The organism is Enterococcus sp. DIV1368d (genome assembly GCF_050542975.1).
GTDB lineage: Bacteria > Bacillota > Bacilli > Lactobacillales > Enterococcaceae > Enterococcus_D > Enterococcus_D casseliflavus.
Genome location: NZ_CP172939.1, coordinates 1,456,103 through 1,475,786, shown reverse-complemented (window position 1 = coordinate 1,475,786; position 19,684 = coordinate 1,456,103). Strand labels below are relative to the sequence as shown.

Genomic DNA, 19,684 nt, shown 5'->3' with positions numbered 1-19,684 from the left:
CTCTAGTTTCCAGAATTTTCTTCGATCAATTGCGTCAATCGATTTTCAAAGGTCTTCGTTGCATCGTAGCCCATCGTTTTCGCTCGGAAATTCATGGCAGCGACTTCGATAATGATCGCAACATTTCGACCAGTTTTTACGGGGATCTTGATTTGTGGTACATCGACGCCACCAATTTCAACCGTCGTATCATCGGTTCCTAGTCGGTCATACTTTTTGTCTTTCGCCCAAGCTTCTAAATACACTGCTACTTGAACCTGCATATACCCTCGTACGGCACTGGCACCAAAAAGATTCATGACATCGATGATCCCGATCCCGCGGATCTCGATCAAGTGCTGCAAGATTTTCGGCGGTTCCCCTACCAAAGTCAACTCATCTTGCTTATACACATCCACACGGTCGTCAGCGATCAACCGATGCCCACGTTTGATCAACTCTAAGGCTGTTTCGCTTTTCCCAATTCCGCTATCGCCTTGGATCAAAACGCCCAAACCATAGACATCCACTAATACCCCATGGACACTGGTTCTTGTTGCTAAACGCCCATCGAGAAAACTAGACAGCTCTCCTTGCAGACGTGACGTTGAGATGGGTGAACGTAGAATCGTAATCTCGTGTTCTTTGCAGGCTTGAATCATTTCTGCTGGTACTTCCAAGCCGCGAGAAACGATAAACCCTGGGGTATCCTCAGCACACATTTTGCGCATCACCATCAAGCGTTCTTCTGGCATCATTCGTTCTGCAAAGGTGATCTCTTTGCTGCCGAATAATTGCAGACGATCATGGGAATAGTAATTAAAATAACCCGTCAATTCCAAACCAGGTCGGGAAATATCGCCGGTAATGATTTCTCTTTCTAAACTGTTTTCAGTTCCTTCAACTATCTCTAAATTTAAAGCCTCCGCCAGCTCGCTGACTTTGACGGTTTCTGCCATAGGTTTTCCCTCTTTTCTCAATGATTCTTGCCGCTGCTTCTTTTAAACGACACTCTGGTTCTATTTTATCATTCTATCAGTAAAGTTACTACCTTCGCCAATAGAAGTCCTCATTCTTTTTCGTTTGTGTTATTATTTTACTAAGGAGGGATTTTTAATGAAATTTTCAGCATACAAGTATCAACGCCCTGATTTTCCAGTCTATCAAGAAACATTCAAAAAAGCATTAGCAAACCTTCAGTCAGCCGATACCTTCTCGGAGGCGAAGCAAGCCCTTGATGCTTTGAACGAACTAAGAGGAACGATCGATACTGCAATGAACTTGGCTTCGATCCGCTATTCGATCGATACCAACGATGCCTTTTATGAAGCAGAAGACACTTTTTGGAATGAATACCAGCCTCATTTTGAAGCTCTGGATTTTCAATTCTATCAAGCACTCCTGGCTTCACCTGTCTTAGATGAATTAAAAGCCGAATATCCAGAAACACTTTTTTTATTTGCCGAAAGCCGTGTGAAGCTTTTTGATGAGGCCTTGATCGAATTATTTCAAAAAGAAAACCAATTGGCTTCCGATTACAGCAAATTGGTCGCTTCTGCCCAAATCGACTTCCAAGGAGAAACCTATACCCTCGCACAACTGCGACCATTTACCGAAAACAAAGATCGCGGTGTTCGAAAAGAAGCGTTTGAAAAACAAACGGCTTTCTTCACGGAAAATGAAGACCGTTTTGATCAAATTTATGACGAGATGGTCAAGGTTCGTACCGAGATCGCCCACAAGCTCGGCTTTGAAAATTATGTTGCCTTTGCGGATACCCAAATGAATCGTTGGGACTATGATCGTTCAATGATCGAGACCTATCGTCGGGAAATTTTAGAAAAAGTCGTCCCAATTACCCAAAAACTGTACCAAAGACAGGCGCAGCGTAATCAATTAACTCAGGCAACCTTTACCGACCTGCCGCTTGTTTATCCTAGTGGTAACGCAGAGCCTAAAGGAACTCCTGAAGAACTAGTAGAAAAAGCCCGTGTGATGTATCAGGAACTATCCCCTGAAACTGGCGAATTTTTTGATTTTATGGTCGAGCATGACCTACTTGATCTACTAAGCAAAAAAGGCAAACAATCTGGCGGCTATTGTACGTTTATCCAAGACTATCAATCGCCATTTATCTTTGCCAACTTTAACGGCACTTCTGGCGATGTCGATGTTTTGACCCACGAAGCTGGCCACGCGTTTCAAGCCTTTCGCTCTCGTTGGATCAAAGAACCGGAAATTCTCTTTCCCAATTATGAGTCTTGCGAGATCCATTCAATGTCGATGGAGTTTATCGCCTGGCCATGGATGGATGCTTTTTTTGAAGAAGAAACAGAAAAATACAAATTTGCGCATCTTGCTAGTAGCCTGCAATTTCTGCCTTATGGCGTTTTAGTGGATCACTTCCAACAAGATGTTTATGAGCATCCCGAATGGTCACCAGCACAGCGCAAAGCCCGTTGGCGGGAATTAGAGCGCCAATATTGCCCAGAACGGGATTATTCAGAATATCCAGACCTTGATCGTGGCTTGTATTGGTTTAGACAAGGGCATATTTTTGAATCACCTTTCTATTATATCGATTATACATTGGCGCAAGTGTGTGCGTTCCAATTTTGGTATCGATTCATCGTGGCAAAAGACGAAACCGCTTGGCAAGATTATTTGGCCATCTGCGAAGTCGGCGGCACGAAAACATTCCTTGAGATCCTGTCTCTTGCTCATTTGCGTTCACCTTTTGAAAAAGGGGCGCTTGATGAGACGTTACAGGCAGTAGATACGTACCTTGCTGCTATCAAAGAAGAACAGTTAAACTAAAAAAGACGTTTCCGTTTCTCCACTAGCTTGATAGCTAGTGGGAGAAAACGTGAAACGTCTTTTTAACGTGAATATTTTTCGATATGGTGTTCGGTCACGATCATATTGATCACTGACATGATCAGTGCCACTAATAAAGCAGCCCCAAACGAGGAAAAGCCGAAGTTGGCTGACCCAACAAAATATGAAGTCAAATTCAGCATGAGCGCATTGATCACAAAGGTGAAAAACCCAAGCGTCAGTAAAGTCAATGGAAATGAAATGACGATCAAAATTGGTTTAATCAAAGCATTCAGGATCGACAGTACGAAACTGGCGATCACTGCAGTCATAATGCTTTGAACGTGGATCATATTTGGTAATAGAACCGCCAATGTGACAAACGTCAGTGTATTCATGATAAGCCGTTGAAAATAAGACACTAGAAGTCACTCCAGTCCTCATCCTCCACCTTTTCCGCTTCTTTACGGGGACGATTTGCTTCATTGTATTTGTTTTGTTTGTAGTAGTGATTGTCGTGACCATATCCTGAGGTGCTCTTGCGTCCTGAAGGAATCAAGACCGCCATGATGATATATAAAGTGATTCCAGGGAACCCAGCAGTCACTAAAGATAGAAAGACATAGATCACGCGAACGATGGTTGGATCGATTCGCAAGTATTCTGCCAGACCCCCTAGAGTACCTGTAATGACAACGTTATTGGCTGATTTTGTTAATTTTTTGTTCATTTATCTACACCTTCCTTCTTTTCTTTAATGAGTGTAAACCCAGCGATTCTTATTTGTCTGTATCTTTGATAAAGACATTTCCTGTTGTTGTAGATAGATCAATTTGAGCGACTTTATCGGCAACCCGACGGAATTGCAATAGTTGGTTTAGGCGTTCTTTTTTCTCACGCACAACTTCCATCTCGCTTAAACGATTGTTGATGCTACCTAAACTTGTTTTTGCGATCCCTTCAAAACCGATTCCTGTCGGTAATGCTACTTTGACATTCCCATTTACAGAGCTGGCGTTTAATTTTTGGACCGTTTCTTCTTTGTAGGTCACACGGATGTTGCCGTTAACTAAAGAAATACCGGTATTTTGTGGCGTTGCTGTCAACGTAACGTCGCCGTTCACCGTTTCAATAATGGCATCTAAAATCTCACCCTCTTGAACAGTGATCGTTCCATTCACGCCTTCAATCTCTAACATCGATGCGTTTACTTTGCGGAAATCGATATTGCCGTTTGTTGATTTTGTATAGACATCTTTCGCATCCAATTCATTGAATGTAACATTGCCGTTCAACAATTTCACTGCCACATGATCATAGGTACGTTTTGGCAAGTAGAAAACGAGATCGGCACGAATGCGTTTGTTGGGAATTTGGAAAGAGATGCGTTCATCATCGACATTGATTTGGCTTCTTGCTTCAAAAGCATCGAAAGGCTCCGCCGCATCCATTTTACCATATAGTTTGATTTTGGCATCTACTTTGACACCTGGTTCATCCCATAATTGGAAGGAAACATTGCCGTTTGCCAATTTCACATCGATCAATGTCGCTGCCGTTTCATCATAGCTAAATGTGTGCTCAAATTTTGTCGCTGCAACACCAGGAACTTTCAAGTTGATGTCTTTCCATTCCATGTTGTCATTGACTGACTCTGTCACTGCCCGAACCGTTTTCTTCAAGAAGTGTCCGAAGTGTGTGCTGGCATCGACCATTTTTTCACTTACTTGGTTGAAGGTGTCAGTCGCTTGCTCTTTCCAATCCTCTGGAATATCTAATTTTTGAGAAATTTTTTCTTTTGTTTGAGACCATTGGTCTTTGCGAATATTTTTTAATTTTGCTTCCAATTCTGCTTTTTCTTCAGATAAACCATCTAAGGTTTCTTCCAAGGCAGTAATAGTCGCTTCTGTTTCGTGACGCGTAGCCAATTCATCTTCTGACAATTGATCCAACTCTTCTTTGGTGTTCAATTGCATCAGTGTTTCTTGTGCTTCTTTTAATTCTTCTTTGACGCCAAGAATTTCAGCATTGATTTCGTCCAACTCAGCAGATGCTTGGTTGGCTTCCGTTGCTAAACCATCGAGAATCTTTTCAAGATTTTCTTTGTCTTGCGCTTCGTTTTGACGAAGTTTTTCTTCGCTGTCAAACGTGAACATCTCATCGTCGTTTTCAGTATCATCAAATGGGCTTGTCGCATTCTTATCCGCGGTTACCTCAGCAGCAGCTTTGTTAATTTGTTTTTCGTCTTTGGCTTTTGCCATACCTTCTAGTAAATCCAAGGCTTCTTCTGTAGAAAGCACACCTTTTTTTACTAGATCCAATATACGTTCTCTTTCGTTCATGGAAATTGCCTCCTTCAGCAAATGTGTGATTGCAAGTTTAGCTTACGAACCTATTATGCCTTGTTTTTACAAAAGTGTCATAGGTCTTAAGTACCAAGTTTTTCTCAATCTGCAGATTGGCAAGCAAAACCGACACTTTTTCTTCATTACACTAGGCTCAAAACGATCTTCCTATTATTAACAGTACCACGAAAAACCAATAGAAACAAAAGTTTCAGCTAGTAGAATTCTTAAGGAATAGGCCTGCTAGAGTAAATGAGTGATTGCTCCTTTCACTGCAGGTCGGCGACGAAAAGCATAGACGGCTCAACTAGTAAATTTCAGGGACGATAGAATCGATTTCCATTGGCCATCTTTATGGAGGAGCCATTTTCTAATTTGCCTATCCTGTTCACGTCATCGATTGAAGCGATTCTTCCAAATCAAAAAGACCGCCGAGAGAAGTTACTCCTTAAAGGACAACTTCTTTCGACGGTCCGTCCCATCTCTTTTAAAAGAGATATGTGATCAAGAACCCAAGCTGGTTTCTTAAATCATTTCCGTACGGTTTGTATTCAATTCACTGATTTTCCCAGTAGCAAGATACACGATCCATTCACAAATATTCGTTACGTAGTCACCGATACGTTCTAGGTACTGAGCAACGGATAAATAATCGGTCCCGCTGACAACTGTTTCTGGATTTTCTTTCATACTCTCGATCGTTTTGTAATAAATGTCTTTGTAATATTCATTGACCCGATCGTCCATTTGAGCGATCATGCGGGCATCATCTTGATCGGTTTTTACATACGCCACTAAGACATTATCAACCATTTTTTTGACGTAATCCGACATATCTGAGATTTCTTTTTCGATTTCGGCGATCCGCGTTTCGCCTTTGACCCGAATCGTTGACTTCGCGATGGATACCGCATGATCCCCCATCCGCTCCAAGTCAGAGCTGGCTTTCATCACGGTAATGATCATTCGTAGATCGGTCGTTACTGGTTGTTGCAAAGCAATCATCTCAAAGCTCTTTTTTTCTAAACGAACTTCCATATTGTTGATCGCCAAATCATTTTCAATTACTTCCTGCGCAATTTCTTTGTCATGTCTGACATATGCTCGCACAGATTTATGAATGGCACTGCTGACTAGCATCCCCATTTCATAAAATTGATTGTGTAAATTTAATAATTCTTCTTCAAATTGTGTACGCAACATCCCTTTTCCTCCTAACCAAATCTTCCTGAGATATAATCTTCTGTTTCTTTTTTGCTTGGACTTAGGAACACTTTTTTCGTGTCATTGAACTCGATCAAGTTGCCGTCCAAAAAGAACGCGGTTTTATCTGAGATTCTTGAAGCTTGTGACATGTTGTGGGTCACGATGATCATGGTGTAGCGTTCTTTCAGTGCTAGAAGGGTATTCTCGATTTTCCCTGATGAAATGGGGTCTAACGCACTGGTTGGTTCATCCAGCAAAATGATTTCTGGATCGACAGCCAATACCCGAGCGATACAAACCCGCTGCTGTTGTCCACCTGATAAAGAAAGCGCACTTTGGTGAAGTTTGTCTTTGACATCTTCCCAGACAGAAGCTGCTTTCAGGCTTTCTTCTACCGTCTTATCAAGAATCGCCTTGTCCGTGACTCCTTTTAATTTTAACCCATAAATCACATTTTCGTAAATTGAAAAGGGAAAAGGATTCGGTTGTTGAAAAACCATCCCGATTTCTTTGCGCAAATCAACGATGTCTTGCTTTGGACTATAAATGTCTTTCCCTTTATAGACAACACTTCCTGTAATTGTCACACCAGGGATCAAATCATTCATTCGATTAAGAGAACGCAAGTAGGTCGATTTCCCACAACCTGAAGGTCCGATCATTGCAGTGATCTCGCCTTTTTTGATGGAAAGGTCGATCCCTTTCAATGCTTCTTTTTTTCCGTAGTATAAATGCAGATCTTTCGATGTAATAATTTCTTCTGCCATTGTTTTGCCTCCGTTTACTGATCGAATCGGCTCAGCCAAAATGACCGGATACGTAATCTTCTGTTGCTTTAATTTTTGGACGAGTAAATATCTTACGGGTCTCATCGTACTCGATCGCATTTCCTAAGTAGAAAAAGGCAGTATAATCGCTGATCCGAGCAGCTTGCTGCATATTATGGGTCACGATGATGATTGAATAGTCGTTTTTCAAGTTGATAAGAGTTTCTTCCACTGTCCCTGTTGAGATTGGATCAAGGGCACTAGCTGGTTCATCTAGAAGCAAGATATCTGGTTTCATCGCAATTGCTCGAGCGATACACAGACGTTGCTGCTGTCCACCGGACAATGCCAAAGCACTTTTATCTAAGCTGTCCTTTACTTGATCCCAAAGTGCGGCTTGTTTCAAGCTGGTTTCGACTGCTTCATCCAATTTCTTTTTGTTTCTTTCTCCATGACGTCGCAAAGCAAAGGCGATATTGTCATAGATCGATTTACTGAAAGGATTTGGTCGTTGGAAAACCATGCCGATACGCTTACGCATTTCGAAGACATCGACTTCTTTGGTATTGACGTCGACTCCTTTATACATGATGTTTCCTGTGACTCTCGTGTTTGCGATCCCGTCATTCATTCGATTCAAAGAACGCAGATACGTTGATTTTCCGCAACCGGAAGGTCCGATCAATGCGGTGATTTTATTTTTTTCAAATTGTAGATCAATGCCTTTGATGGCTTCATTTGATCCATACCATACATGCAAGTCAGTGGTATAAAGCGCCACATCTTCTGGTTTATCGAAGGTAATGATATTTCGATCGTCCCAATTGTAATCGTTCATACTGTCATTCTCCTTATGCTGACGTCATTTTCTTGTACAACCGTTTGCCAGCTGCACGGGCGCCAAAGTTAAATAGCAAGACGGCAATGATCAATACCGCCGAAGCCCCGGCTGAAACTTGAGCGCCATCAGGCATCGTACCTTCTGTATTGATTTTCCAAATATGGACTGCCAGCGTCTCCGCTTGTCGGAAAAGACCGATTGGGCTGGAAACACTCAATGGATTCCAGTTGGTAAAATCAAGGGCCGGTGCACTTTGTCCTGCAGTATAGATCAGCGCTGCCGCTTCACCAAAAATCCGACCAGAACTTAGAATGACCCCAGTCAAAATCCCTGGTGTTGCTTCTGGAACAATGATGCGTGTAACAGTTTCCCAACGGGATAAGCCTAAAGACAAGCCCGCTTCACGCTGTGTGTAATGAATCGCTTGTAGAGATTCTTCCACATTTCTAGTCAATAGTGGCAAATTGAAGAAAGTCAATGCCAAGGCACCTGAAATGATCGAAAAGCCATAACCAAACTGGATAACAAAGACCAAGAAACCAAAAAGACCGACAACCACAGAAGGCAGTGAACTCAAGATTTCGATCGATGTCCGAATGATATCCGTCAACCAGTTTTTCTTCGCATATTCTGATAAGTAGATCCCCGCTCCTAAAGAAATCGGAAAACTAATGATCATTGTCACTAAAAGCAAGTATAGGGAATTGAACAATTGGATGCCGATCCCGCCACCTTCTTGATACGCTTTTGAAGAAGAAGTCAGAAACTCCCAATTGATATGGGGAATACCACGTACCAAAATGTACAATAGTAAGGAAGCCAAAATCAAAACAATGACTCCAGCAACAGCATACAAGACGCCGGTAGCAATTTTATCTGAACGTTTTGCATTCATTATTTCAATGCTCCTTTCTTCCCAATAAAGCGAATGACAATGTTAAATAGTAAGGACATCAATAAGAGAATCAATGCTAATGACCATAGAACGTTGTTTTGGACTGTTCCCATGATCGTATTCCCAATACCCATGGTTAAGATCGATGTCAATGTTGATGCAGGTGTCACTAAGCTCGTCGGCATCAATGCCGCATTACCGATAACCATTTGGATCGCCAATGCTTCCCCAAATGCGCGAGCCATTCCGAAAACAACCGCCGTTAAAATCCCTGGGACAGCTGCTCGTAAAACAACTTTATAGATCGTTTGCCAGCGCGTTGCACCTAAAGCCAAGGATGCCTCACGATAGTGCCGAGGGACTGCCCGTAACGCATCGACAGTCATCGTGGTCACTGTCGGCAAAATCATGATAAATAGGACAAAGGTCCCCGCCAAGATCCCAAACCCCGTACCGCCAAAAACAGAACGGACTGCTGGTACAATGACAGACAAACCGATAAAACCATAAACTACAGAAGGAATACCGACTAATAGTTCGATGACGGGCTGTAAAATCTTCTCTCCGTTACGAGGGGAGATCTCCACCATAAAGACGGCTGCACCGATCGCAAAAGGTGTTGCGACGATCGCTGATAGGAAGGTTACAAAGAACGAACCAAGGATCATCGGTAAAGCACCTACTAATGGTTGGCCATCAGGACCAACAGCACTTGGGTTCCATTGCGTACCAAACAAAAAGTCGAAAACATTGACTTTGTCTACAAAGAATGTCGCTAATCCACGGCTAGCAACGAAATAAAAAATGGAGATCACAACCAATACAATCAACGCAATACATAGAAAGCTAACCAGCTTTCCTCTTTGTTCCATTCTTGCGCGCTTGGATTTTTTTGTTAACACTTCTTTTACATTTTCCACGAGGGTTCCTCCTCAAAAATCAAACTAAACTCATAACCATTAGTTTATCGGTTCAACATCAATTTCTGTTAAAGCTTGTGTAAATTTTGTGTAAAGATTACTCGACGATGTTGCCTTCCCAATCTCTTTCCACCTGCATGATGGAAATTGGAATATAACCCAGATCCCCGACGATATGCTCTTGTACTTCATCAGAAAGCATGTATTCTAGAAATTCAGCGGTTAATCCCGTTGGTTCTCCTTTTGTATACATATGCTCGTAAGCCCAAACTTTCCAATCATTGGTCGTTACATTTTCAATCGTTGGTTGAACCCCATCGATCGAAAGGACGTTGACTTCATCCGTTACATAAGAAAATGCAACATAACTGATGGCGCCTGGTGTATCTGAAACGATCGAACGGACCATCCCACTAGAATCTTGCTCTTGGGAAGGAATCGCTGTTTCACCATCCATGATCCATTTTTCAAACGTACTTCTCGTGCCGCTTCCAGTCGCCCGATTCAACAAAACGATGGGCAGATCATTTCCGCCAACTTCACGCCAATTTGTAATATTTCCTAAGAAGATATTTTTTAAGTCCTCTGTTGAAATATCCGTGATCCCAACGCCTTTGTTGACGATCGGTGTGATACCCACCGTTGCCACCCGATGGTCAACGAGTGCATCGGCATCGATCCCCGGTTTTTCTTCTGCAAACAAATCAGAATTCCCAATATCGACTGCACCTGCTTGGACTTGACTTAACCCAGTGCCGCTCCCGCCTCCTTGGACATTGATAAATCGTCCCGGATTTGAGTTTTGAAATTCTTCCGCAACTGTTTCTACGAGTGGCTGCAAGGCAGAAGACCCGACTGCTGTGATCGATTCTCCTCGATCTGCCCAGCTGGCACATCCTGAGAGTAAAATAACCAATCCGATGATAGGACTTAGAAGTTTTAATTTTTTCATCATAACGCTCCTTGTACTTTCGAAAGTCATTGATTATAAAAATCAATTATTTTCATTTTACCATTAGTTGAAATCAATGAAAATTATTATTTGCTTTTTTTTCTTGAGCTGAGTCTGTCCCTTTATTTAAAACGCTTTTTTTCTTTTACAAAATAACTATTTTGTAAATAAAATGACAAGATTTCTTAATTAAATTACGTGCATCCAGAAGGTATGCTGTGCTATACTGTGAGAGGAAACGTATTTTAAAAAGAACATAATTATTAATCTTGCTTCCCCAATCAAGTACAATATGTTGTTATGTTCAGCGTTTTCACGATTTCATCAACATTTCCCCAAAATGTCTGTTGAATCGAAACGGCAGAAAGAAGCATTCCTATGCATCTTCTGCCGTCTTTTTTTTATTCTAATTCACTTAACCATGCCGCCATCTGCTCAATGATGGCTTCTTGCTGTGCTTCATTTGGTAGATCCGCTGCTGCTTCTCCTTTTTGTAACCCATAGGTACCAAAGCCAGCATGATTGCCGCCTTCAATTGTTTCGAAGATGGTCGAATCTGGTAGGAAGCTGCGGGCGGCTTGCCAATTTTCTTGATTTACTACTTGATCTTGACTACCTGATAGTGACAACACAGAAATCGATTGACCAGCTAACGAACCTTTTTCATCGGGATAACTTGCAAAGAAAAAGACCCCTTTTAAATCCTTGTCATTTGCGGCCAACTGATTCGCTGCAAAACGGCTTGCCATGACGCCACCTAATGAATGACCACCTATCACATAGGAGTCATGGGGAATTTCTTTCAAAACCGCTTCTGCACGATTGCCTGCTAAAACAGCCATGTTAAAGGGCATTTTAACGATCGCGACAGGATAGCCTTTTTCAGCTAAACCTGCTGCCCATACACTATAGCTTTCCGCATCGACAAGAGCACCAGGATAGAAAATAACCAATGGCTTTTCTTCATCTCCAGCAAAATAAAGGACATTCCCCTCCTCATCTGCCTCCTTCGCAGCTGTAACTGCAGCATCCACTGCTGGGTAATGCAGTTGTTGCCAACCGACCCAACCGGCAATAGTTAAAATAACAACGGTGATCAATACACCGATCAAAACTTTTGTTCTTTTTCTCATCATATCCTCCTGCAAAAAAGAAGATCAGGAAAGGATGGCAGACGAAACTTGCGGGTCCATCATCTCCTGAATCTTTTTATAAGTGTTTCCAATTTTTATCGGTGAGCCAGCGCCAATAGTTCTCGTGCATGTTCGATTGTTAAATCGGTGATTTCTGCACCTGAGAGCATACGGGCGATCTCAGCCACTCGTTCTTCTTCTGATAATTTACGGACATGGGTTTCTGTCCGACCTTCTTGTATTGCTTTTTCGATAAAATATTGATTGTCCGCCACAGCCGCTACTTGCGGCAAGTGGGTGATACACAAGACTTGCGAATTCGCAGCGATCTTGGCGATTTTTTCGGCGATCGCCTGAGCTACTCGGCCACTGACCCCAGTATCCACCTCATCAAAGACAATACTAGTGATTCCTTGCTTACGGGAGAAAATCGATTTAAGCGCTAATAAGATCCGGGAAAGCTCTCCTCCAGAAGCAACTCGTACTAACGGTTTCATGCCTTCACCGGGGTTGGTTGTCAAATAAAACTCCACGGTATCAAAGCCGCTGCTGCTTAATTGTTTTGAGCCAGATGCAAACCGTACTTCAAATTGCGCGTGCTCCATATACAGCTCTTTTAACTCTTGAACGATTTCTTTTTCTAAACGATGAGCCAATTCACGTCGTTTGACGTGCAAGGCTTCCGCCAGCTGCCAAACTGCTTCAGCTTTTTGGGCAAGCTCTTCTTTTAATTGCTCCAACTGACCTTCTGTATAGGCAGATTCGCTGATTTCTTTGCTGATCTCGTCATAATAAGCAAGGATCACAGGAATCGATTCCCCGTATTTGCGCTTCAATTGACGAATCGTTTCTAGTCGTGAAATGACTTCTTCCAGTCGGCCTTCATCTAATTCAAGGTTGTCGACTTGCCGCGAAATATCAGTGGCTGCATCTTGCAACAAGTAATACGCACTTTGGATCGCTTCACTGATTTTTTCATACGCAGGATCAAGATGGGCGATCGACTGGATCTCTGATAATGCCACACTGACTCCATCTAGGCTATTTACTTCTTCGGCGGATAGAGCGCCATAGCTTTGCCCTAGAGCATCCACGATTTTTTGATAATTGGTCAGTTTTTCTCGTTCATCGATCAGCTGCTCTTCTTCATTTTCCATCAATTCCGCTTGGGCGATCTCTTCTTGTTGAAAACGCAGCATGTCCATTCGCTGGACATAGAGCTGCTCATTTTCTTGGATGGTCCGCACATGCTTTTCTAAGGAGCGGTAGGCTTGATAGGCTTGACGGTAACTTGCAAGTTCCGCTTTAAAGGCATCATCTCCAAAACCATCCATCAACGCCAAATGTTTTTCTGGCTGCAGTAGCTCCTGATGCTCATTTTGTCCTTGGATATCGACTAAGAATAAACCAATTTGACGCAAAACCGACAAGGTAACGGTTCGACCATTGACACGACAAATATTTTTCCCCGATTGAGAGATATCTCGTTGTACGATCAAAACTTCCTCTTCATCAATACCCAGATCCGCGGTCAGCTCTTTGAACTCCTGCTGATTCGGCCATTCAAAAATCCCTTCCAAACGGCATTTTTCTGCGCCTTGACGCAAATAGTCACTGGATCCTCTGCCACCTGCTAGTAAGCCCATCGCATCGATAATGATTGATTTCCCAGCACCTGTTTCACCTGTTAGAGCCGTCATCCCCTCATGAAAAGACAGGTGCAGATTGGAGATAATCGCAAAATTTTGGATCGACAATTCTAAAAGCATCCCTTGCCTCCTCTTTTATACGTAACGTTGGAAATCCTTGAATAGGTTCTCGGTATCTGCTTCTGTTCTGGTGATCATCAAGACGTTGTCATCATCGTTTAGCGTGCCAAATAATTCTTTGGCATAACGCTTATCGATCAAATTCGCCAAAGCCGAAGCATTGCCAGGCAGTGTGCGCAGGATCACAAATTTGTCCATTCGATCGACAGAAACAAACGCCGTTTTTAGGATTTTATCTAGTTTACCACTCACGTCTTCCGTTGTCTCTTGTGGAATACTATAGCGATAGCCGCCTTTTTGGGAAGGAACTTTCACTAACTTCAATTCCTTGATATCCCTTGATATGGTTGCTTGTGTGACTGAGACGCCGCGATCTTTTAACAACTCGACAAAATCTTCTTGTTTCTGAATATCTTGTTCACTTAACAAACGTGTAATCAAGCGATGCCGTTCTTTTTTTCTCATCTCTTGTTCCTCCTGAATGAATTCCTACTAATTTTATCCTATTTTGCGCAAGAAAGAAAGAGAGCCGACAAGTAAAATGTCCACTCTCTTCCATTCTTTATTTTGGTTGATGAAAGGTCTCATGTGCTGATGCAACAACTTTCGGGATGTCGATCCCTGCTGCGGTGCCTTCTTGCAGGCTTTTCTTTAAATGTACGATAAACTCGATATTCCCTTCGCCACCAGTGATTGGTGAAAAACTTAGGTTTAATACATCGAAGTTTGTTTTCTTAGCGAATGCCAGTACTTCCTCCAACACTCGTTCATGGGTTTTGGGGTCACGAACGATCCCATTTTTTCCGACCGCTTCTTTGCCCGCTTCAAATTGTGGTTTGATCAGCGCCATCACTTCGCCATCCGCTACCAAAATATCATAAAGGGGAGGTAAGATCAGTTTAAGTGAAATAAAAGAAACATCGATCGTAGCGGCTTCAGGAAGACCATCCAGGAAGTCTGTTGGTTTTGCATAACGGAAGTTGACCCGTTCCATTACGATCACTCGCTCATCTTGCCGCAGCTTCCATGCTAACTGATTGTAACCGACATCCAGTGCATAGCTTTTTTTGGCGCCATTTTGCAACGCCGCATCAGTAAAGCCACCGGTGGAAGCGCCGATATCTAACATGATTTTATCGGTTACGTCAAAATCAAAAACTTTGAGTGCTTTTTCTAACTTGAGACCACCACGAGAAACATAAGGCAGCTTCTTCCCTTTGATCTGCAGCAGTGTATCTGCGGCAATTTTTTCTCCAGGCTTATCTAGGCGCTCATTGTTTTTTTCTTTGTACACCAATCCAGCCATCACTCCTCGTTTGGCTTGCTCGCGGGTCTCAAAGAGGCCTTGCTGGACTGCTAAAACATCTACTCGTTCTTTCTTCATGCGTTCCCTCGAATCTCAAATCGTTCCACAAATGCCAACAAAACATCTGGCGTAAATTGACCGTATCGGCTTAACTGTGCCAGAATTTCTTTGGCTTTGCTCAATTCTTCAGTCAAGGCTTGCTGCGCGCCTGCTAAGCCAAGTAAAGCAGGGTAGGTACTTTTCGCCAACTCGTCATCTCGGCGGACAACTTTGCCTAGCTCTTCGGTCGTACTAGTGGCATCTAACAGATCGTCGCGAATTTGAAAGGCTAACCCAATATGCTGGGCAAAGCGATCCAATTCATGCAGAACCTCTTCCGTCTGGTCGGCTAAGACACCACCAGCAATCACCGCAAAGCGGATCAATTCTCCAGTCTTTCGTTCATGGATCGACATCAGCTCCTCAAGACGAAGGGCTTGGTTCTCCCCTTGAATATCAGCTGCTTGGCCGGCGACCATCCCTTGCGTGCCCGCTGCTTTACTCAACTGCTGCAGCAGCAAGACTTTTTGATTGGCTTCGATTTCCGCCATAGCGACTAATTGAAACGCAGCCGTCAAAAGACCATCTCCAGCTAAAATCGCTAAAGCTTCACCAAAAACCTTATGGTTGGTGGGTTTGCCTCGGCGCAGATCATCGTTGTCCATAGCAGGCAGATCATCATGGATCAGCGAATACGTATGCACCATTTCTAGGGCTGCTGCACACTGGTACACCGCGGTATTGATGGGTTTGTGAAAAGCGGCGACTGTTGCTGCCAATAAAAGCGGGCGAATGCGTTTGCCGCCAGCTTGGATCGAATACTGCATGCTTTCAAATAGTCGTTGATCAGAAGTGTGTTCTTTGACAAAACGTTCCATAACTTCTTCGATCAATGGGGCGTGTTCTTTCGTAAATTCCTTCAAAGCACTCATTGGCTTTCCTCTTCAAAGGGGACTTCTTCATTGGATTCAGTCATCATTTTTGTTAAGGATTTTTCCGCTTTACTCAAGGTGTCCTTGCATTGCTTGCTCAAAACCATGCCTTTTTGAAAAGCATCTAACGCTTCTTCCAATGGAACATCACCTTGTTCCAAACGGGTTACGATTTGTTCTAATTCTTGTAATGATTCTTCAAATGTTGGATTTGCCATGATTAACTCCTTCTGTACTAATAACTTCAACAAGCGCTTGGCCATCTTGGTAATGAATCGTCAGCTGATCTTCTGGCTCGATCGCATCAATCGATTTGATCACCTGCTCATTTTTCGTGGTATAGCTGTAGCCGCGTCCCATGATTTTTAGTGGGCTTAACAAATCAAGGGATTGGACTGCATTTGCAAATTGATTTTCTTTTGCCGCATAAATATCTTTCATGGCTTTCGTTAAGCGTTGAGAAAGATAGCTGACCTCTTGATTGCTGGCTTGTAATCGCGCTTTTGGTTGTTGCTGGGCCAACCGTGAAATCAATTGCTGTGCCTGGCGATCCTTGTCATAAAGCAAGGTTTGCAAGCCTTGCTGCATCCGCTGCTGCAACTGATCGAGTTTGATGGACTGTGCCTCATACAAGCGCTCTGGTTGTCGAAAAACATACGATCCAATCACTCGCTGATAGCGTTCTTGTTTGTACTGGATCTGGTGCATAAATGCTTGCTCTAATCGGGCTTGTCTTTCTTCGATCCGCAAAATCTCCTCCGACAGCACTGGCACCGCTAATTCGGCAGCGGCGGTCGGAGTTGCCGCCCGTACATCCGCCACTAAATCGGCAATCGTCGTATCGGTTTCATGCCCCACTGAAGAAATAATGGGGGTTTTTGCATCAAAAATGGCTCTTGCCACTCGTTCTTCATTGAAAGGCCAGAGGTCCTCGATCGATCCACCCCCACGTCCGATGATCATAGTATCAAAGGTCCCATCGGCTTCGACTCGTTGGATATTTTTCACCACATCATCCGCAGCTTTATTGCCTTGTACCACGGTTGGATACAAAACGATCTGAGCAATGGGGTAACGCCGCTGTGTCGTCGTGATGATATCTCTGATCACCGCCCCACTAGGACTGGTCAAAACTGCGATGCGTTTCGGGTATTTCGGCAAGGACTGCTTCGGTGCAGAAAATAAACCTTCTGCTGCCAATTTCTGCTTTAATTGTTCATAGGCTTGATAAAGAGCGCCGACACCGTCTGGTTCCATATGATCGATCACCATCTGGTAATTTCCGCTTGCCTCATACAGAGTGATACGCCCAACCGCCATGACTTTCATGCCCTCTTCTGGTTGAAAGCGCAACTTGTCAAAAGCGCCTTTGAACATGACGGTCGAAATTTTTGCACCATCATCCTTCAAACTAAAGTATTGGTGATTGGGGCGACGACGAAAATTGGAGATCTCCCCCGTCAAATAAACCCGCTCTAGATACGGATCGACGTCAAACTTACGCTTGATATATTTTGTTAATGCGGTTACCGTTAAATATTCTTGCGCCATTTAGTTTTTCATTGTCTCCTTTGCTGCCTCGATCGTTTGGGCCATCAACATCGTGATCGTCATTGGACCTACACCTCTAGGTACCGGTGTGATATAGCTAGCGATCGGTTCGACTTCATCAAATTTCACATCGCCGATCAACTTGCCGTTGGCATCACGATTCATCCCAACATCAATCACCACAGCCCCTTCTTTTACGAAGTCTTTTGTGACAAAATGACCGCGGCCGATCGCCACGACTAAAATGTCCGCTTGTTTTGCCAACTCGGGCAGATTTTTGGTTTTTGAATGAGCAATAGTCACGGTGGCATTTGCCCCCAAGAGTAAGTGCGCCATTGGTTTTCCGACAATGTTGCTGCGACCGATCACTAAGGCATTTTTCCCTTCCAATTCGATCCCATACGCAGCAAACATTTTCATGATGCCATAAGGGGTACAAGGAATTCGGTCAGGTACACCTGCGAATAATTTTCCTAAATTGATTGGATGAAAGCCGTCGACATCTTTTTCCGGTTTGATGGCTAACAGTACTTTTTCTTCATTGATATGTTTTGGCAAAGGAAGTTGAACCAAAATTCCATGAAAGGCATCATCGTTATTGAACTGTTCGATTTCTGCTAATAATTCTGCCTCAGTAATGGATTCAGGGTAGCGGGCAACACGGGAATTGATGCCGATTTTCGCCGCAGCTAGTTCTTTATTTTTCACATAAGTCTGACTTGCTTTGTCTTCTCCAACAAGCAAAACAACTAATCCCGGTGTCACACCCTGCTCTTTTAGTGTTGCTGTCTCTGAAAGAAACGCTGCTTGCATTTTTTCAGCCAATTCTTTTCCATTGATTAATGTACCCATTCTGACAACTCCTCCAACCTGATTATACGGACTTATTTTGTAAAAAGAAACGCACCAATCGTTTGTCGATATGCTTCTTCATGTTTTCTATCATAGCATTTTCTGAAAAGAAAAACACCGTCTAAGGCTCCCTTTTTTCGGAAAAAACGAGGGTAAACCGACAAAGTGCGTGCAAAAAAACCGAACGATCAAGCAGGACCGTCAAAACAAGGCGGTTGCTCATAAATCGTTCGGTTTCTGACTCGATCGAAAAAAAGCTGATCTCTTTTGATCGATCGTGTTAGGGCTGAAAATTACTCACTTACCTGGTTGGTTTTTGTTTCTAGCTCTTGATTGACTGTCGATAAAATACCGTTGACAAACTTTCTGGACTGATCATCACTAAAAGTTTTCGCTAACTCGATCGCTTCATTCAAAGCCACACGATTCGGCACATTATCCACATAGATCATTTCATACAAAGCAATTCGTAAAATCGTCACGTCCATTTTTGATAAACGCTGGATTTTCCAACCAGCTTTTAAATGATTTTGAATGACTTCATCCAAGGCTTCTTTGTAATGACAGACACCTGCCACTAATTGATCTAAATAAACAGGCACAAAATGCTCTTGTTCTTCATCGATCAATTCATGGTGTTCCAACTCGATGGCATGCATGATGGCATCTTGTTTCGTTAAATCTTTATTAAAGTCTAGTGGAAATAAAGCTTGTAACGCCATTTTCCGTATTTCATGCCGTGATAATTCTTTACTCATTTTCTTCCTCGTCGTTTCCAAATAATTCTTCGATGTCAGGTAAATCTACTTTTTCTGGCACGACTGCCACAACATGAACATTTACTTCAGCCAGTTGCACATCTGTCATAAATAAGACTTGCTGTTTGACCCGTTCTTGGATCTCCATTGCCACTTTAGGCACTGACATCCCATAAGTAATATAGCAGTAGATATCCACTTTGATCCCTGTTTCATCGATCGTTAAGTAGACCCCTTTGCCATGAGCTGCGCGACCTAATAATTCAGTGACACTGTTTGCCAGTGTTCCTCGCATCCCATAGACACCTTCCACTTTAGAAGCAGCGATCCCAATAATGATCTCGATCACTTCTGGTGCGATGACGATCTCGCCTAATTCAGGACTTGCATTTAATACAAGGTTTTTATCTTCATTCATACGTTTTTGCCTCCATTCTAAACAGCTGTACCGTATTGTTTGTAAAAAAACCGCTCGTTTTTTCCGTTTGAAGCAAACCAACGCTTGATTCAATCAATAACATCCATGGCACAGTGTTTCTTCTCGCTCTAAGTTTATCATTTTCTGCACTGAGAATCTATAATAACCCACTATTCTCAATGAATTTTCTGAAAAACAAGGTCG

21 protein-coding genes are annotated in these 19,684 nt (G+C 43.0%); 1 reads left to right on the top strand and 20 read right to left on the bottom strand.

The window, feature by feature from the left end; translation table 11 throughout:
* Positions 1-2 precede the first annotated feature (2 nt).
* Positions 3-938: an HPr(Ser) kinase/phosphatase gene (gene hprK, locus IGJ44_RS06825; protein ID WP_005225790.1), complete on the bottom strand. Its 936-nt coding sequence runs from the start codon at positions 936-938 to the stop codon at positions 3-5.
* A gap of 157 nt (positions 939-1,095) precedes the next feature.
* On the opposite strand from hprK, the gene IGJ44_RS06820 reads away from it, so the two are divergent.
* Positions 1,096-2,796 carry a M3 family oligoendopeptidase gene (locus IGJ44_RS06820; RefSeq protein ID WP_016610290.1) on the top strand — a complete coding sequence of 567 codons (1,701 nt, stop codon included), beginning with the start codon at positions 1,096-1,098 and terminating at the stop codon, positions 2,794-2,796.
* A gap of 62 nt (positions 2,797-2,858) precedes the next feature.
* Here IGJ44_RS06820 and IGJ44_RS06815 read toward each other — a convergent pair whose 3' ends face one another.
* The 19 genes from IGJ44_RS06815 to IGJ44_RS06725 all read right to left on the bottom strand — a co-directional run bounded on the left by IGJ44_RS06815 (position 2,859) and on the right by IGJ44_RS06725 (position 19,480).
* Positions 2,859-3,218, bottom strand: coding sequence for a phage holin family protein (locus IGJ44_RS06815; RefSeq protein WP_005225788.1), 360 nt, complete (start codon positions 3,216-3,218; stop codon positions 2,859-2,861).
* Positions 3,218-3,526, bottom strand: a complete 309-nt coding sequence (locus tag IGJ44_RS06810) for a PspC domain-containing protein (RefSeq protein WP_005225787.1) — start codon at positions 3,524-3,526, stop codon at positions 3,218-3,220. The genes IGJ44_RS06815 and IGJ44_RS06810 overlap by 1 nt, the downstream gene beginning before the upstream one ends.
* A 49-nt stretch (positions 3,527-3,575) precedes the next feature.
* Positions 3,576-5,138, bottom strand: coding sequence for a daptomycin-sensing surface protein LiaX (liaX, locus tag IGJ44_RS06805; RefSeq protein ID WP_010748005.1), 1,563 nt, complete (start codon positions 5,136-5,138; stop codon positions 3,576-3,578).
* A gap of 528 nt (positions 5,139-5,666) precedes the next feature.
* On the bottom strand, positions 5,667-6,344 hold the full coding sequence (gene phoU / locus IGJ44_RS06800; RefSeq protein WP_005225785.1) for a phosphate signaling complex protein PhoU: 678 nt from the start codon (positions 6,342-6,344) through the stop codon (positions 5,667-5,669).
* A gap of 11 nt (positions 6,345-6,355) precedes the next feature.
* A complete protein-coding gene (gene pstB, locus IGJ44_RS06795) occupies positions 6,356-7,114 on the bottom strand; it encodes a phosphate ABC transporter ATP-binding protein PstB (RefSeq protein ID WP_005235379.1) in 759 nt (252 codons plus the stop codon).
* 31 nt (positions 7,115-7,145) lie between these two features.
* Positions 7,146-7,952, bottom strand: a complete 807-nt coding sequence (pstB, locus tag IGJ44_RS06790) for a phosphate ABC transporter ATP-binding protein PstB (protein ID WP_005225783.1) — start codon at positions 7,950-7,952, stop codon at positions 7,146-7,148.
* Between the two features lie 13 nt (positions 7,953-7,965).
* On the bottom strand, positions 7,966-8,850 hold the full coding sequence (gene pstA, locus IGJ44_RS06785; protein WP_005225782.1) for a phosphate ABC transporter permease PstA: 885 nt from the start codon (positions 8,848-8,850) through the stop codon (positions 7,966-7,968).
* The gene (gene pstC, locus IGJ44_RS06780; protein WP_005225781.1) at positions 8,850-9,770 is read right to left on the bottom strand and encodes a phosphate ABC transporter permease subunit PstC; all 921 of its coding nucleotides are present in this window, start codon (positions 9,768-9,770) and stop codon (positions 8,850-8,852) included. The genes pstA and pstC overlap by 1 nt, the downstream gene beginning before the upstream one ends.
* A gap of 97 nt (positions 9,771-9,867) precedes the next feature.
* On the bottom strand, positions 9,868-10,722 hold the full coding sequence (locus tag IGJ44_RS06775; protein ID WP_010748000.1) for a phosphate ABC transporter substrate-binding protein PstS: 855 nt from the start codon (positions 10,720-10,722) through the stop codon (positions 9,868-9,870).
* Between the two features lie 401 nt (positions 10,723-11,123).
* Positions 11,124-11,855 carry an alpha/beta hydrolase gene (locus IGJ44_RS06770; protein WP_430606475.1) on the bottom strand — a complete coding sequence of 244 codons (732 nt, stop codon included), beginning with the start codon at positions 11,853-11,855 and terminating at the stop codon, positions 11,124-11,126.
* Between the two features lie 95 nt (positions 11,856-11,950).
* Positions 11,951-13,624: a DNA repair protein RecN gene (gene recN / locus IGJ44_RS06765; RefSeq protein WP_074535692.1), complete on the bottom strand. Its 1,674-nt coding sequence runs from the start codon at positions 13,622-13,624 to the stop codon at positions 11,951-11,953.
* 15 nt (positions 13,625-13,639) lie between these two features.
* Positions 13,640-14,089: an arginine repressor gene (gene argR / locus IGJ44_RS06760; protein WP_005225777.1), complete on the bottom strand. Its 450-nt coding sequence runs from the start codon at positions 14,087-14,089 to the stop codon at positions 13,640-13,642.
* 97 nt (positions 14,090-14,186) lie between these two features.
* Positions 14,187-15,008, bottom strand: a complete 822-nt coding sequence (locus IGJ44_RS06755) for a TlyA family RNA methyltransferase (RefSeq protein WP_074535691.1) — start codon at positions 15,006-15,008, stop codon at positions 14,187-14,189.
* Positions 15,005-15,901 (bottom strand): polyprenyl synthetase family protein, encoded by an 897-nt coding sequence (locus tag IGJ44_RS06750; protein ID WP_074535690.1) that lies wholly within the window; start codon positions 15,899-15,901, stop codon positions 15,005-15,007. Before IGJ44_RS06750 ends, IGJ44_RS06755 begins: the two co-directional genes overlap by 4 nt.
* Positions 15,898-16,119 carry an exodeoxyribonuclease VII small subunit gene (locus tag IGJ44_RS06745; protein ID WP_005225774.1) on the bottom strand — a complete coding sequence of 74 codons (222 nt, stop codon included), beginning with the start codon at positions 16,117-16,119 and terminating at the stop codon, positions 15,898-15,900. Before IGJ44_RS06745 ends, IGJ44_RS06750 begins: the two co-directional genes overlap by 4 nt.
* Positions 16,100-17,452: an exodeoxyribonuclease VII large subunit gene (gene xseA, locus IGJ44_RS06740; protein ID WP_010747995.1), complete on the bottom strand. Its 1,353-nt coding sequence runs from the start codon at positions 17,450-17,452 to the stop codon at positions 16,100-16,102. Before xseA ends, IGJ44_RS06745 begins: the two co-directional genes overlap by 20 nt.
* Complete coding sequence (locus IGJ44_RS06735) at positions 17,453-18,304, bottom strand: bifunctional methylenetetrahydrofolate dehydrogenase/methenyltetrahydrofolate cyclohydrolase (protein WP_005235351.1); 852 nt, start codon at positions 18,302-18,304, stop codon at positions 17,453-17,455.
* Between the two features lie 293 nt (positions 18,305-18,597).
* A complete protein-coding gene (gene nusB / locus IGJ44_RS06730) occupies positions 18,598-19,062 on the bottom strand; it encodes a transcription antitermination factor NusB (protein ID WP_034858046.1) in 465 nt (154 codons plus the stop codon).
* Positions 19,055-19,480, bottom strand: coding sequence for an Asp23/Gls24 family envelope stress response protein (locus tag IGJ44_RS06725; protein ID WP_005225770.1), 426 nt, complete (start codon positions 19,478-19,480; stop codon positions 19,055-19,057). The genes nusB and IGJ44_RS06725 overlap by 8 nt, the downstream gene beginning before the upstream one ends.
* Positions 19,481-19,684 lie beyond the last annotated feature (204 nt).

Bases quoted from the DNA above. Each gene is read 5' to 3' on its own strand.
- hprK (WP_005225790.1), bottom strand. From the start codon at position 938: ATGGCAGAAACCGTCAAAGTCAGCGAGCTGGCGGAGGCTTTAAATTTA.
- IGJ44_RS06820 (WP_016610290.1), top strand. From the start codon at position 1,096: ATGAAATTTTCAGCATACAAGTATCAACGCCCTGATTTTCCAGTCTAT.
- IGJ44_RS06810 (WP_005225787.1), bottom strand. From the start codon at position 3,526: ATGAACAAAAAATTAACAAAATCAGCCAATAACGTTGTCATTACAGGT.
- liaX (WP_010748005.1), bottom strand. From the start codon at position 5,138: ATGAACGAAAGAGAACGTATATTGGATCTAGTAAAAAAAGGTGTGCTT.
- phoU (WP_005225785.1), bottom strand. From the start codon at position 6,344: ATGTTGCGTACACAATTTGAAGAAGAATTATTAAATTTACACAATCAA.
- pstB (WP_005235379.1), bottom strand. From the start codon at position 7,114: ATGGCAGAAGAAATTATTACATCGAAAGATCTGCATTTATACTACGGA.
- pstB (WP_005225783.1), bottom strand. From the start codon at position 7,952: ATGAACGATTACAATTGGGACGATCGAAATATCATTACCTTCGATAAA.
- pstA (WP_005225782.1), bottom strand. From the start codon at position 8,850: ATGAATGCAAAACGTTCAGATAAAATTGCTACCGGCGTCTTGTATGCT.
- IGJ44_RS06775 (WP_010748000.1), bottom strand. From the start codon at position 10,722: ATGAAAAAATTAAAACTTCTAAGTCCTATCATCGGATTGGTTATTTTA.
- IGJ44_RS06770 (WP_430606475.1), bottom strand. From the start codon at position 11,855: ATGAGAAAAAGAACAAAAGTTTTGATCGGTGTATTGATCACCGTTGTT.
- recN (WP_074535692.1), bottom strand. From the start codon at position 13,624: ATGCTTTTAGAATTGTCGATCCAAAATTTTGCGATTATCTCCAATCTG.
- argR (WP_005225777.1), bottom strand. From the start codon at position 14,089: ATGAGAAAAAAAGAACGGCATCGCTTGATTACACGTTTGTTAAGTGAA.
- IGJ44_RS06755 (WP_074535691.1), bottom strand. From the start codon at position 15,008: ATGAAGAAAGAACGAGTAGATGTTTTAGCAGTCCAGCAAGGCCTCTTT.
- IGJ44_RS06750 (WP_074535690.1), bottom strand. From the start codon at position 15,901: ATGAGTGCTTTGAAGGAATTTACGAAAGAACACGCCCCATTGATCGAA.
- IGJ44_RS06745 (WP_005225774.1), bottom strand. From the start codon at position 16,119: ATGGCAAATCCAACATTTGAAGAATCATTACAAGAATTAGAACAAATC.
- xseA (WP_010747995.1), bottom strand. From the start codon at position 17,452: ATGGCGCAAGAATATTTAACGGTAACCGCATTAACAAAATATATCAAG.
- IGJ44_RS06735 (WP_005235351.1), bottom strand. From the start codon at position 18,304: ATGGGTACATTAATCAATGGAAAAGAATTGGCTGAAAAAATGCAAGCA.
- nusB (WP_034858046.1), bottom strand. From the start codon at position 19,062: ATGAGTAAAGAATTATCACGGCATGAAATACGGAAAATGGCGTTACAA.
- IGJ44_RS06725 (WP_005225770.1), bottom strand. From the start codon at position 19,480: ATGAATGAAGATAAAAACCTTGTATTAAATGCAAGTCCTGAATTAGGC.